This window comes from Marinobacter sp. B-21 (genome assembly GCF_056857895.1).
On sequence record NZ_JBSXNZ010000085.1, the window covers coordinates 1 to 13,073 of the forward strand.

At 56.1% G+C, this 13,073-nt stretch carries 15 protein-coding genes and 1 rRNA gene; 14 read left to right on the top strand and 2 right to left on the bottom strand.

Annotated elements, in window-relative coordinates:
• The first annotated feature begins 20 nt into the window (after positions 1-20).
• The 14 genes from rrf to AC13C0_RS15020 all read left to right on the top strand — a co-directional run bounded on the left by rrf (position 21) and on the right by AC13C0_RS15020 (position 12,060).
• A 5S ribosomal RNA gene (gene rrf / locus AC13C0_RS14955) occupies positions 21-135 on the top strand.
• Between the two features lie 433 nt (positions 136-568).
• Entirely contained in the window at positions 569-1,561 is a 993-nt protein-coding gene (locus tag AC13C0_RS14960) for a GGDEF domain-containing protein (protein ID WP_162893764.1), read from the top strand.
• 62 nt (positions 1,562-1,623) lie between these two features.
• Positions 1,624-3,174: a 2-isopropylmalate synthase gene (locus AC13C0_RS14965; protein WP_117619603.1), complete on the top strand. Its 1,551-nt coding sequence runs from the start codon at positions 1,624-1,626 to the stop codon at positions 3,172-3,174.
• Between the two features lie 36 nt (positions 3,175-3,210).
• Complete coding sequence (locus AC13C0_RS14970) at positions 3,211-4,023, top strand: 2-isopropylmalate synthase (RefSeq protein WP_117619604.1); 813 nt, start codon at positions 3,211-3,213, stop codon at positions 4,021-4,023.
• On the top strand, positions 4,023-4,508 hold the full coding sequence (gene rimI, locus AC13C0_RS14975) for a ribosomal protein S18-alanine N-acetyltransferase (protein ID WP_117619605.1): 486 nt from the start codon (positions 4,023-4,025) through the stop codon (positions 4,506-4,508). The genes AC13C0_RS14970 and rimI overlap by 1 nt, the downstream gene beginning before the upstream one ends.
• A gap of 88 nt (positions 4,509-4,596) precedes the next feature.
• Positions 4,597-6,177, top strand: a complete 1,581-nt coding sequence (prfC, locus tag AC13C0_RS14980) for a peptide chain release factor 3 (protein WP_341581396.1) — start codon at positions 4,597-4,599, stop codon at positions 6,175-6,177.
• 22 nt (positions 6,178-6,199) lie between these two features.
• The gene (locus tag AC13C0_RS14985) at positions 6,200-6,985 is read left to right on the top strand and encodes a TatD family hydrolase (RefSeq protein ID WP_117619607.1); all 786 of its coding nucleotides are present in this window, start codon (positions 6,200-6,202) and stop codon (positions 6,983-6,985) included.
• Positions 6,986-7,185: 200 nt separating this feature from the next.
• Entirely contained in the window at positions 7,186-7,614 is a 429-nt protein-coding gene (gene rplM / locus AC13C0_RS14990; protein ID WP_341581397.1) for a 50S ribosomal protein L13, read from the top strand.
• 12 nt (positions 7,615-7,626) lie between these two features.
• On the top strand, positions 7,627-8,019 hold the full coding sequence (gene rpsI / locus AC13C0_RS14995; RefSeq protein WP_117619609.1) for a 30S ribosomal protein S9: 393 nt from the start codon (positions 7,627-7,629) through the stop codon (positions 8,017-8,019).
• Between the two features lie 242 nt (positions 8,020-8,261).
• Positions 8,262-8,858: a ubiquinol-cytochrome c reductase iron-sulfur subunit gene (petA, locus tag AC13C0_RS15000; protein WP_341581398.1), complete on the top strand. Its 597-nt coding sequence runs from the start codon at positions 8,262-8,264 to the stop codon at positions 8,856-8,858.
• Positions 8,858-10,090, top strand: a complete 1,233-nt coding sequence (locus AC13C0_RS15005) for a cytochrome b (RefSeq protein WP_341581399.1) — start codon at positions 8,858-8,860, stop codon at positions 10,088-10,090. The genes petA and AC13C0_RS15005 overlap by 1 nt, the downstream gene beginning before the upstream one ends.
• Positions 10,090-10,845, top strand: a complete 756-nt coding sequence (locus AC13C0_RS15010) for a cytochrome c1 (protein ID WP_117619612.1) — start codon at positions 10,090-10,092, stop codon at positions 10,843-10,845. Before AC13C0_RS15005 ends, AC13C0_RS15010 begins: the two co-directional genes overlap by 1 nt.
• Before the next feature lie 109 nt (positions 10,846-10,954).
• Positions 10,955-11,584 carry a glutathione S-transferase N-terminal domain-containing protein gene (locus AC13C0_RS15015; protein ID WP_117619613.1) on the top strand — a complete coding sequence of 210 codons (630 nt, stop codon included), beginning with the start codon at positions 10,955-10,957 and terminating at the stop codon, positions 11,582-11,584.
• A gap of 59 nt (positions 11,585-11,643) precedes the next feature.
• Complete coding sequence (locus AC13C0_RS15020) at positions 11,644-12,060, top strand: ClpXP protease specificity-enhancing factor (RefSeq protein WP_227539560.1); 417 nt, start codon at positions 11,644-11,646, stop codon at positions 12,058-12,060.
• A gap of 41 nt (positions 12,061-12,101) precedes the next feature.
• On the opposite strand, the gene AC13C0_RS15025 is transcribed toward AC13C0_RS15020, so the two are convergent.
• Together AC13C0_RS15025 and AC13C0_RS15030 are read right to left on the bottom strand one after the other, a co-directional pair.
• Positions 12,102-12,692, bottom strand: coding sequence for a D-sedoheptulose-7-phosphate isomerase (locus tag AC13C0_RS15025; RefSeq protein ID WP_117620441.1), 591 nt, complete (start codon positions 12,690-12,692; stop codon positions 12,102-12,104).
• An 8-nt stretch (positions 12,693-12,700) separates the two neighbouring features.
• On the bottom strand, positions 12,701-13,069 hold the full coding sequence (locus AC13C0_RS15030; protein ID WP_117619615.1) for a YraN family protein: 369 nt from the start codon (positions 13,067-13,069) through the stop codon (positions 12,701-12,703).
• Between the last annotated feature and the right edge of the window lie 4 nt (positions 13,070-13,073).

Below are 13,073 nucleotides of genomic sequence, written 5' to 3' on the forward strand. Positions count from 1 at the left end.
CCCAGTGATCAACCGTTTTGCCTGACGACCATAGCGGTCTGGAACCACCTGATCCCATCCCGAACTCAGAAGTGAAACAGACCAGCGCCGATGGTAGTGTGGCGTTGCCCATGTGAGAGTAGGTCATCGTCAGGCTCCTAATATAAACAAGCCCCGACAGCAATAGCTGCCGGGGCTTTTTTGTTTTGGATCGAGGCCCTGCTGTGCACTACAACGGCCCCCATGTGACAAGGCGTGCCACGCACGCCGCAGGCCTGAGCAATGTAGGTCATCGTCAGGCTCCTAATACAAAACCCCAGTACCGCAAGGTGCTGGGGTTTTTTATTAGCTGCGAGACAGTGGTGGCCGAAGGCACGGAGTCAGCCAAGGCACTTTTAGATAGAGCTTCTTGAGCAGTCGCATGCCCTCATCGTGATCTGCGCTGTCTCTTCGCCCCAGAGTTTCGGGTAGGCCCGGGAAACCCGGGGACACAAAGCGTTACGCGCCATTTGCTATCGTATACTATATAGTTTGGGAGGAGTCTTGATTAAGATTCTGGCCACTTTTTATCCTGAAGGGCATGCTGTCAATGCCATGCAGTCCGAAGAAAGGTCCTGGCGGTATCGACTGTGAAGCAGGCGGTATTAGTGCCGGCCTGTCAGAGAAAACTCTCAGGCTGCTGCTCGAGGCCATGGAAATTACCGCAGACGGGATTGGCATCTTTGACCCGGACGACCGTCTCATCTTCTCCAACAGCGCCAACGCCGCATTATTTGGCTTAACGCCGCAGCAGGCCCAGGGTAAAACCTTTGAAGAGCTGGTGCGCCACTGCTATCGAGAGCATGTCGGGATAAATATTGAAACTGACGACATTGAACAGTGGCTGGCCATGGCCCACCAAAAGCGCCGTCGCCATCGCTACCGTTCCTTTCAAACAGATATGTTGGATGGACGCTGGGTGCAGCTTACCGAGCAGCTTACCGAAGGCGGCGAGATGTTCACTTTCTTTACAGATATCACCGAGCAGAAACGTATAGAGCGCAAGTTGGAGAGACTCACAGCCAAGCTGAGCACGCAGGCCAATACCGATGATCTCACCGGCATTAATAACCGCCGCAACTTTCTGCGCCTTGCCCAGCAGGAAGTGAGCCGCTGTCGCCGCGCAGGCAGGGACTGTGCCCTGTTGGTGATCGATGTGGACTTTTTCAAGCTGGTAAATGATGAGTATGGTCATCAGGTCGGCGATTGTGTGCTGTGTAACATCACTGCGGCTCTCAGCAAGGAATTGCGGGAATACGACGTATTGGGCCGGTTGGGTGGGGAGGAATTTGCGGCCCTGATTCCGGAAAATGGTACAGTGCAGGCGCTTGAGGTGGCCGAGCGGTTGCGAAAAGCCGTGGTTTCCATCGATCATGGTGAAGTTTGCGACGGGCTCCGGCCGACAATCTCGGTAGGGCTTGCGGTCAGCGAGGGCGCCGGGATCGCCTTGGACTGGTTGATTTCCCGGGCGGACCAGGCCCTCTACCGGGCCAAGAATGCCGGGCGTAACTGCTGCGTCCTCTGGAGCGATGCAGGCAACTGACCTGAACAGAGTGATATACTCCCGTTAATTCCTATTCTTTGGTGTTCCTGACAGAGGGGCTTATGTCTGCAACTGAGCATTTGGTTATCTTCGATACAACGCTCCGTGATGGTGAGCAAAGCCCCGGCGCCACCATGAACAAGGCGGAGAAGCTCCGTATTGCCAAAGCGCTGGAAAGGCTTCGCGTTGACGTTATAGAGGCGGGTTTTGCCATTGCCAGTCAGGGTGATTTCGAGGCGGTGAAATCAATCGCCGAGTCGATAAAAGACTCAACGGTCTGTAGCCTTGCCCGGGCGCTTGATAATGACATCGACCGTGCCGCCGAGGCGATCAGACCGGCCGAGCGTGGCCGTATTCATACCTTCATTGCCACCTCTCCAATCCACATGAAGCACAAGCTCCAGATGCAGCCAGACGATGTTGTCGGGCAGGCTGTGCGGGCAGTAAAGAGAGCCCGTAGCCACGTGGACGATGTGGAGTTTTCCTGCGAAGACGCCGGCCGTTCCGAGCTTGATTTTCTGTGTCGTATCATTGAGGCGGCGATAGACGCCGGAGCCCGCACCATTAACATCCCGGATACCGTGGGCTATGCGATTCCCGAACAGTTTGGCGAAACCATTCGTCAGCTCCTGAATCGCATTCCCAATGCCGATAAGGCGATTTTCTCGGTGCATTGTCACAACGATCTCGGCCTTGCCGTGGCCAACTCGCTGGCCGCTGTTTCCCAGGGAGCTCGCCAGGTAGAATGCACCATAAATGGTTTGGGTGAGCGTGCCGGTAACGCTGCTTTGGAAGAGGTTGTGATGGCCGTTCGTACCCGTCAGGATCTGTTCCATATCGATACCCGAATCGAGGCACAACATATTGTCCCGGCTTCGCGCCTGGTCTCGACCATCACCGGTTTCCCCGTTCAGCCCAACAAGGCCATTGTCGGCGCCAATGCCTTTGCCCATGAGTCCGGCATTCATCAGGATGGTGTTCTCAAGCATCGTGAGACCTATGAAATCATGCGTGCCCAGGATGTGGGCTGGCACACCAACAGTCTGGTATTGGGTAAGCATTCCGGCCGAAATGCCTTCCGCACGCGGTTACTTGAGCTGGGTATCCAGTTCGAAACCGAGACAGAGCTGAATGAGGCGTTCACGCGGTTCAAGGCTCTGGCGGACCTGAAACACGAGATTTTCGATGAAGATCTGCAGGCGATCGCCAGTGATACCCGCCAGAAGGAGGAAGATGGCCGTTACGGTCTGGTCTGTATGCAGGTCTGTTCGGAAACCGGCGTGGTTCCCAAGGCAAATCTCACACTGACGATGGATGGCAAAGAGCACAAGGTGGAAGCCGAAGGCAGCGGCCCTGTAGATGCCACGTTCAAGGCCATTGAGTCCCTGGTGGACTCCGGATGCAACCTCCAGCTTTATTCCGTCAACAATATCACCAGTGGTACCGACGCCCAGGGCGAGGTAACGGTGCGTCTTGAGCGGGGCGGTCGGATCGTTAACGGCGTTGGGGCCGATACCGATATCATCATCGCTTCTGCAAAGGCCTACATTGAAGCCCTTAATCTGATCAGCAAAGGCGGCATTCGGCAACATCCACAGGTAGCGGATGTCTGAAGTTTTACAACTGCTTGGAAACCACAGGCGAGCTCAATGATTAGGTCAGAAGCAGAGCGCCAGTTCTATCTGGGAGCGGCAGGCATCCGTGTATGGTATGCCCGCCAGCCACTGCCTGGTGCGGCGCCGAGTCCGGAATTTGAATTCCCGGAAGAGGCAGCTGTTGCGGAGGTTCCGCTGGAAATTTCCGAGCCTGCCTCTCGCCCGTGCGGGGTTTCCGGAAAAACGGCCCGGTCAGTGCCGTCGGTCAGGAACCGCAATCAGGGTGCCGCACGAATTGCCGATCTGCAGGCGTTGATGGAGGGCGGTACCGGGGCTTTGGAGAAGCCTGCGTCTGAGTCTCCGGAACAGGAATCTCCGGTGGGTGCGGACCAGAATTCGCCGCAACCAGAGCCTGCAGGTGAGGTTGTCGCAGGAGTTCCGGAGAACCCGGTCAGAAATATAAGCCTGATGCTCCTGGCCGGCGATAATGTTGCCCTCATAGCAGCCATATCGGCCGAAGCCAGTACCCGGCTCCAGGAAACCCTGGCGCTGAACATTCTCAAGAGTCTGGGCGAACAGGGGGGGCGGGTTTTGGGCCACGTGCGCTGGCCCGTGTTCAATAATCTTCTGGTTCCCGGAAATTCTACCGGTGACCTTGTTGAGGTGATGCGCAATGTCCTGTCCGGGCTGGATCACCAGAAAGTTGTTGTGCTGGGAACCGAGGCCGAGACCGGAAAAGATTGGCTGGCAGAAGCCCTGGGGCGCGATATAACGGTTAATTTCCAGCACTCTCTCGCTGAACTTGCCGGCGATCCCGCTATGAAGCGTTCGCTCTGGCATCAGCTCAAGGCTATGGCAGGCCGCTGATGCCCTGTCCGGAGCCTTACCAGTGCGTGATGGAGGCAGACCTTCTGTTTCGGCCGCTGGTGCCAGAGGACATCACCGCGGTATTGGATATTGAGCTGCAGGGTTATTCTTATCCGTGGAGCGAAGCGGTATTCCTCGACTGTTTCAAGGACAGTTATCGCTTCTGGGCAGCCTGTCAGGGCGAATCGCTTGTGGGATACGCGGTTGTCACCTACGTGGTCGGCGAGGCGCACCTCCTGAATATTTGCATGCACCCCCGAGTTCGTGGCAAGGGAGTCGGCCGACAGCTTCTGAGGCATGTGCTCGCTGCCGCGTCCCATGAAGGCATGTCACAGCTTTTACTGGAAGTGCGAGCCAGCAACAAAGCTGCCATAGCGCTCTATGAAGATGAGGGTTTCAGGGAAATAGGGCGTCGCCCCGGGTACTACCCTTCAGCCAATGGCCGGGAGGATGCCCGGGTGATGGTTCTTGGCCTCGGCCAGTGACCGGCATTGCTTGTGTTCGCGTAACAGCTGGTTAGGCCCTATAATAGCGGCCTTTTCCAGAACATCAGATTCAGGTTGCTCTCCGACTATGTCTAACCTTTCCCAGGAAGTGGCCAAGCGCCGCACCTTCGCGATTATCTCGCACCCGGACGCCGGTAAAACCACCATTACCGAGAAGGTCCTGTTATTCGGCCAGGCGATTCAGAAGGCCGGTACCGTCAAAGGAAAGAAGTCCGGCCAGCATGCCAAGTCGGACTGGATGGAAATGGAGAAAGAGCGTGGTATTTCCGTGACCACATCGGTCATGCAGTTTCCCTATGGTGGCAAGCTGGTGAACCTGCTGGATACGCCGGGTCATGAGGATTTTTCCGAAGATACGTATCGTACCCTGACGGCGGTCGATTCCTGCCTGATGGTGATCGACAGTGCCAAGGGCGTTGAGGAACGGACCATCAAGCTGATGGAAGTCACGCGTTTGCGTGACACCCCCATTATTACCTTCATGAACAAGCTGGACCGGGATACCCGGGATCCGGTGGAGTTGATGGACGAAGTTGAGGATATTCTGAAAATTGCCTGCGCGCCAATTACCTGGCCGATCGGAATGGGCAAGAGCTTCAAGGGCGTTTACCACCTGCTCCGGGATGAGGTGATTCTTTATCAATCCGGTCAGGGCCACACCATTCAGGAAAAACGGGTTATCGCAGGGCTGGATAACCCGGAGCTGGAACAGGCGGTTGGGGCATACGCCGAAGACTTGCGGGATGAAATCGAGCTGGTCAAGGGCGCTTCCCATCAATTTGATCAGGAAGCCTTTCTCGCAGGTGAGCTGACACCGGTATTCTTTGGTACCGCTTTGGGCAACTTCGGCGTCGACCACATGCTGGACGGTTTGGTGGAGTGGGCGCCGGAGCCGCAGCCCCGGGAAACCGACCAGAGGCTGGTGCAGCCGGCCGAAGACGGGTTTTCGGGATTTGTGTTCAAGATCCAGGCAAACATGGATCCCCAGCACCGAGACCGTGTGGCGTTCCTCCGCATCGTATCCGGTAACTACAGTCAGGGTATGAAGGCCCGTCATGTGCGCATCGGCAAAGAGGTGCGTTTTTCCGACGCACTGACTTTTATGGCCGGTGATCGGGAACACGCCGAAGAGGCCTTTGCGGGCGACATTATTGGCCTGCACAATCACGGCACCATTCAGCTGGGTGATACGTTCACCGCCGGCGAAGACATGAAATTTACCGGGATTCCGAATTTCGCTCCGGAACTGTTCCGCCGTATCCGACTCAAGGATCCGCTCAAGGCCAAGCAGCTCCAGAAGGGCCTGATACAGCTGTCCGAGGAGGGCGCCGTTCAGGTCTTCAGGCCGCTCCGTAACAACGATCTTATTGTGGGTGCGGTAGGTGTGTTGCAGTTTGATGTGGTGGTCAGTCGTCTGAAAAGCGAATACAAGGTCGAGGCCGTCTATGAGCCGATTAATGTGGCCACTGCCCGCTGGGTGACCTGCAATGACGAGCGAAAACTCGATGAGTTCCAGCGCAAGAACAACGACAACCTGGCGCTCGATGGCAGCGACCGGCTGGCCTATATTGCCCCGACCATGGTAAACCTGAATCTGGCCCAAGAACGGTACCCCGACATACAGTTCCACAAGACCCGGGAGCACTGAAGGCGCCTGGGCGGAGGTGACTTTGCAACTGATCGACGCCCACTGCCATTTCGATTTTCCACAGTTTGACGGCCGTCGCGAGACGGAGCTTGAGCGGGCTCGCTCCCGCGGTGTCAGTCGTTTGGTCATACCTGGTGTGCGCCGACCGGACTGGGGCAGGGTTCGGCGAACAGCGCTGGCCCATGAGGGTCTGTTTTACTGTCTGGGGATTCACCCGTGGTTTGTGGATGAGCATTCCGGGCAAGACCTCGTTGCGCTTGAGCAGTTGCTGGCGAGTAAGCCCGAGCGTTGTGTCGCAATCGGCGAGTGCGGGCTGGACCGGCTCAGGGGAAGCCTTGAGGCTCAATGGCCCTGGTTTGAGGCTCAGGTGAGTCTGGCGTCCGAACTGAATATGCCGCTGGTTATTCACTCGGTTAAAACCCATGATGAGGTGCACGGCCTGCTCAATCGCAGGCAGTGGAGTGGTCGGGCCTTGATTCACGGTTTTTCCGGAAGCTTTCAGCAGGCGGAAAAGCTGGTCGATCTGGGCTGTTTCATAGGGGTTGGCGGAGTGATTACCCATCCCCGGGCGCGCAAGACCCGCGATGCCATTGCAAGGCTGCCAACTGAATCCCTGGTGCTCGAGACAGACGCACCGGATATGGCACCTGAAGGCGTCCGGCCGGGGCGGAATTCTCCGGTCTATCTGCCGCAAATTCTGGACATTCTGGCAGAAATCCGGGGGGTGGAACCGGAAGCGCTGGCGCTGGCGCTAAAGGGTAATGTGTCGAGATTATACGGGTGGCCCGCTGCCGGTATAGGGGAATAACGAAACAGCGCGAGACAGGGTTGGATTTCCCGGGTGGTTCGAGTATACTTCGCGCCCTGGCTTTTCAAGGCGATGTCACTATCTCAGCCCCGAATAGTGTCACTGCCGACCAACTAACAGGTATAGAGACCCCTCCGGATGCAAAGCATTTACCGGTGGTGGTTTTTAACGTTTCTTATATAGCGTTCAAGGCGGAATCAATGAAGACTCTGAGTGCGAAACCAGAAACAGTAAAGCGTGACTGGTACGTTGTAGACGCAGCCGGCAAGACGCTGGGTCGTCTGTCAACCGAAATCGCCCGTCGTCTGCGGGGCAAGCATAAGCCTGAGTACACCCCCCATGTAGACACTGGCGATTACATTGTTGTGATCAATGCGGGCCAGGTGCGGGTGACTGGCAACAAGGCATTTGACAAGATGTACTATAGTCACACCGGCTTTCCGGGTGGAATCAAGTCCATCAACTTCGAGAAGCTGGTCGACAAGGCGCCCGAGCAAATTATTCAGAAGTCTGTCAAAGGCATGCTTCCGAAGGGTCCGCTCGGCCGCGCCATGTTCAAGAAGCTGAAAATCTATGCCGGCGCTGAGCATCCTCACGCAGCCCAGCAGCCCAAAGAACTCGACATTTAACGGAAGGCGGATATGTCTGTAGCACAAAATTACGGTACTGGTCGCCGCAAGACATCCACGGCTCGAGTCTTTATCAAGCCGGGAAGCGGTAATATTTCCATCAATGGTCGCTCTATCGAAGATTTCTTCGGTCGTGAGACTCTGCGCATGATCGTTCGTCAGCCGCTTGTGGTTGCTGAATCTACCGATCGTTTCGATCTCAACATCACCGTTAAGGGTGGTGGTATCAGTGGCCAGGCTGGCGCGATTCGCCACGGCCTAACCCGGGCACTGATGGATTATGATGAAACTCTGCGCCCAGCTCTGCGCAAAGCGGGTTATGTTACCCGTGACGCCCGTGAAGTTGAGCGTAAGAAAGTGGGTCTGCGCAAGGCGCGTAAGCGTCCTCAGTACTCCAAGCGTTAATATTGCTGGAGCAGATCCTGAAAAACCCGGCCCCTTCGGTCGGGTTTTTTTATGTTCGGATGATTTGCCAGCAAATTGATCTGGAGCAGGGATAAGGCGCCAGTCGTGGCTTTCCGACTTGTAAGCCCCTGGTAATTTCATTACCATTTGTTCGCTTATATTTTTGGGTTGTGAAGTCCTTTTAGATGCACATTGCCGGCGGAATTGCCGGCTGTGACATCGCCTGATGGGAGAAAACCATAATGAGTAATGGCGACGTAAGCCAAGGCCGGCGCCGGTTTCTGATCGGTGCTACGTCTGTGGTGGGTGGTGTCGGCGTCGTCGGTGCGGCCGTTCCTTTCGTGGCATCCTGGAATCCCAGTGCCAAAGCGGAAGCAGCAGGTGCACCGGTAACCGTCAATGTCAATAAGGTTGAACCGGGTCAGCAGATTACCGTCGAGTGGCGGGGTAAGCCGGTCTGGGTTATCCGCCGAACAGAGGAAATGCTTACAAATATCAAAAAGCAGACCGACCGGCTGCGGGATCCGAATTCGGAAGAGCCCCAGCAGCCTGAGTATATCACGGATGGCACTTTCCGCTCCCTGAAGCCGGAAATTGCCGTGATGGTTGCTATCTGCACTCATCTCGGTTGTGTTCCAGCGTATCGTCCGGAAATCGCGCCGGCCGATCTGGGCGAGAAATGGCTGGGTGGCCTGTTCTGCCCCTGCCACGGGTCCCGCTACGACATGGCGGGCCGGGTTTACCTGTCGCAGCCTGCCCCCCTTAACCTCGAGATTCCGCCTTATCGCTTCGACGATGACGCGACCGTCACGATTGGTCTTGATCCGGAGGCAGCGTAATGCAAAAGCTGATTAGTTGGGTAGACGAGCGTCTGCCAATTGTTGACGCCTGGAACAAACACCTTGCCAAGTATTACGCGCCGAAAAACTTTAATGCGTGGTACTTCTTTGGTTCCCTGGCCATGTTGGTGCTGGTCAACCAGTTGGTTACCGGTATCTGGCTGACCATGAGCTACAACCCGACCTCGGAAGGTGCGTTCGCCTCCGTCGAGTACATCATGCGGGATGTTGAGTGGGGGTGGCTGCTTCGCTATCTGCACTCCACCGGTGCGTCCGCGTTCTTCATTGTGGTGTATCTCCACATGTTCCGGGGCCTGATGTATGGCTCATACCAAAAGCCCCGTGAATTGATCTGGCTGTTTGGCATGCTGATCTATTTGGCGCTGATGGCTGAGGCTTTCATGGGTTATCTGCTGCCCTGGGGGCAGATGTCCTACTGGGGCGCTCAGGTTATCGTTAACCTGTTCGGCGCGATTCCGGTGATCGGTGACGACCTGTCCCTGTGGGTTCGCGGAGATTACCTGATTTCCGGCATAACGCTTAACCGCTTCTTTGCACTGCACGTGGTTGCCTTGCCGATCGTACTGCTGGCTCTTGTGGTGCTGCATATACTGGCGCTGCACGAAGTCGGATCGAATAACCCCGACGGTATCGAAATCAAGAAGAACAAGGACGAGAACGGCATTCCTAAAGACGGCATTCCGTTTCACCCTTACTATTCGGTCCATGACCTGCTCGGCGTGGCGGTCTTCTTCTTCATCTTCTTTGTCGTAGTCTTCTATTTTCCGGAAGTGGGTGGCCTGTTCCTGGAGAAGCCAAACTTTGAGCCCGCCAATCCGCTCAAGACTCCTGCGCATATCGCTCCTGTGTGGTACTTCACGCCGTTCTACGCCATGCTGCGTGCGGTCACCATGGAGTTGTTCGGTTTGCCGGCGAAGTTCTGGGGTGTGGTTGTGATGGGTGGCGCCATTGCGATTCTGTTTGTCCTGCCGTGGCTTGACAGGAGCCCGGTTCGCTCCATCCGTTACAAGGGCTGGCTGAGCAAGATTGCGCTTGCGGCTTTTGCAGTGAGCTTCGTTGTGCTCGGCTACCTTGGGCTGGTGCCGGCGACCGAGGGGCGCACGATGGTCGCCCAGATTCTGACGGCGGTATACTTCCTCTATTTCATTCTGATGCCGTTCTACACGCGCATTGAGAAAACCAAGCCAGTTCCAGAGAGGGTGACAGGATAATGAGAAAGCTGATCTTTGGTCTTTTCATCGCATTCCTGCCGGCCTTGGGGCTGGCAGCCGGAGGTGCTGCGTCTCTCGACGCGTTTGAGTCAGATCACTCTGATAAGGCGTCTCTGCAGCGTGGTGTAGCTACATTCACCAACTACTGCATGGGGTGTCATTCCATGGAATACGCCCGCTACAAGCGAGTGGCCGACGATCTGGAGATCCCGGCTGAGCTTTATGAGGCGAATCTGATCTTCACTGGCGCCAAAATCGGTGAGCTGATGAAAAACTCCATGAACAAGGACATGGCCGCCGACTGGTTTGGTGCGCCGCCGCCTGACCTGACCCTGGAAACCCGTCTGCGTGGTGAAGCCTGGGTCTATTCCTACCTGCGTGGTTTCTATAAGGACGAGACGCGTCCGTTCGGCGTAAATAATGTCGTGTTCCCCTTGGTGGGTATGCCACATGCGCTGGTTGGGCTTCAGGGGCTTTGCGCTGTAGAGCCGCACATCGGTGTTGAGGCCAGTGTCGAGCCGCTTAGTGGCAGCATCAATAACGCCGATGTCTGTCCTGAGTACGCGATTGAGGGCAGCATGACAGGCGCCGAGTTTGACCAGGCCATGTACGACCTGACCAACTTCATGTCCTACATGGCCGATCCGGTCAAGCTGGAGCGTGAGCGCCTGGGGATTTTTGTCCTGATCTTTGTCGCCATCTTCTTTGTGTTCGCTTACCTGCTCAATCGTGAGTACTGGAAGGACGTACACTGAGAAATAGGGTATAATCCCGTCCCCTGAGTTCCAGCGGGCAATAACCGGCCCGCTGGATTTTTGCGTTTTTTCAGGATCATTTCGGTTTGTTTACTCGTGAGGTAGTTCTATGGGCGTTGTGACCAAGCGGTCATCAATGACGTTTTTCTCGGATCCGGCCAGTCATTACAGTCACAGGGTGCGTATTGTTCTGGCAGAGAAGGGTGTTACCGTTGATATCGTTAATGTGGACCCGGACAATCCGCCGGCCGAACTGGCCGATCTGAACCCATACAACGCCCTGCCGACGCTGGTGGATCGTGATCTGGTGCTTTATGAGCCCAATATCATGATGGAGTACCTCGACGAGCGTTTTCCTCACCCGCCGTTATTGCCGGTTTATCCGGTCGCCCGAGCCAACAGCCGGCTGATGATCCATCGTATCCAGAAAGACTGGTGTGGTCTGGTTGACCGGATTCTGGCCCAGCCAAACGCCAAAGCTTCCGAGACGGCGCGTAAAGAGCTGCGGGAAAGCCTGCTGGCAACGGCACCGCTGTTCGGTGAAATGCCTTTCTTTCTGTCCGAAGAGTTCACTATTGTGGATTGCTGCATTGCGCCGATTCTATGGCGTCTCCCGACACTAGGTATCGACCTCGACGAAAAACAGGCCAAGCCGCTGCAGAAATACATGGACAGCATTTTCAGCCGGGAGGGTTTCAAAGCAAGCCTGTCTGATCTGGAAGAAGACATTCGCAGCTGATTTGGAAACGTTCCGCTGGCCGGAGCAGGAGAGTGGCAGTGGCTGAGAGCAAAAACACCATGACGTCCAGCCGTCCGTACCTGGTACGTGCTTTCAATGAGTGGATTCTGGACAATGACTGTACGCCCTACATTGTGGTGGATGCAGGCATTCAGGGTGTGCAGGTGCCGACCGAGCATGTGGCAAACGGGCAGATTGTTCTGAATATAAGCCCGGGCGCCGTTCGTGGCCTGGTCATCGGTAATGGTGCGCTGGAGTTCAGTGCCCGCTTCGGCGGTGTGCCCATGCAGGTGTTCATACCTCTGCAGGCGGTTATGGCGGTCTACGCGAAGGAGAATGGTGAAGGCATGGTGTTCGGCAGTGAGCCGGGCTCACCGGATCCTGATGGCACTACCCGCGAGCGCGACGGAGACCAGTCTCCTTCCGGGCAGGAGGATCGGCCCTCAGGAAGGCCGACGCTCAAGGTCGTTAAGTAGCCGTTTTTCCCGTTCCAGAAAGCCAGCGCAAGCTGGCTTTTTTATCCTCCGAAAAGCTTGCCGTCGATCAGCCCGCACAGCGCATTAATGATTAACAGTAGCAGGGGTGTTGCCTCGGTTGGGCTCAGGTTGTTGAGCGCGATCTCGTGGTCTTCGGGATGCATGAGGGAGGTAATGTCGGACTTCTCCCTGGCGCTGAGAACAACAACGCTCATTTCCCGGTCGTGGGCGGCCTGGATGGCCTGAATGAGGTTGGCTTTGTGGCCATCGTCAACGATCACAAAAAGCAGGTCTCCGGGCTTGCCGATTGCTCTGACCTGCCGCGAGAAGGTGTCGTTGAACCGGTTGTCCCGACAGATAGCTGAGTAGGTAGTAGCGTCTGCCCCGAGGTTGATGGCCGGTAGCGCGGGCCTGTCCTGTTCAAATCTGTTCAGGAGTGAGGTGCAGAAGTACTGGGCCAGTATATTGGCGTTACCATTGGCGCAGGTGATGATTTTTCCGTCCTGGAGCAGGGTGGCTACGAAGGCGTCTGCAACATCCTCAATGGCGGGGCCTGCGGTGCTTGCCGCCTGAGCCGTGTGCTCCATGTGGCTTGCGAACCACTGATTGATCTGGTGTTCCGTATCGGTCATCGTCAGTATCACCATCCTGCCAGAATTGCATTCCTGATCCATTGTACCCGGTATTTTTTGACGGTACCCGGGCTGATCGCAACCACGTCAATTCGTGAGACGCTATTCCAGAGCCCATGCCTGTGCAGATAAAACGAAACCGCCTTTATCAGTCGCTTCTGTTTTGGGTAATTGATGGAGCTTGCGGGGTCGACGAGGCTGCCGGGCCCCCGGTACCGGACTTCAAAGAAGACCAGCGTTTCGCCATCCCGGCCGATCAGATCTATCTCACCGCCGCGATTATAAACGTTACGTTCAACAATCCGGACACCGCGACTGGCAAGGTAGCGAGCCGCAACGCCTTCGAAGTGATTTCCCTGGGCTTTTGTGCCATCCATGGCG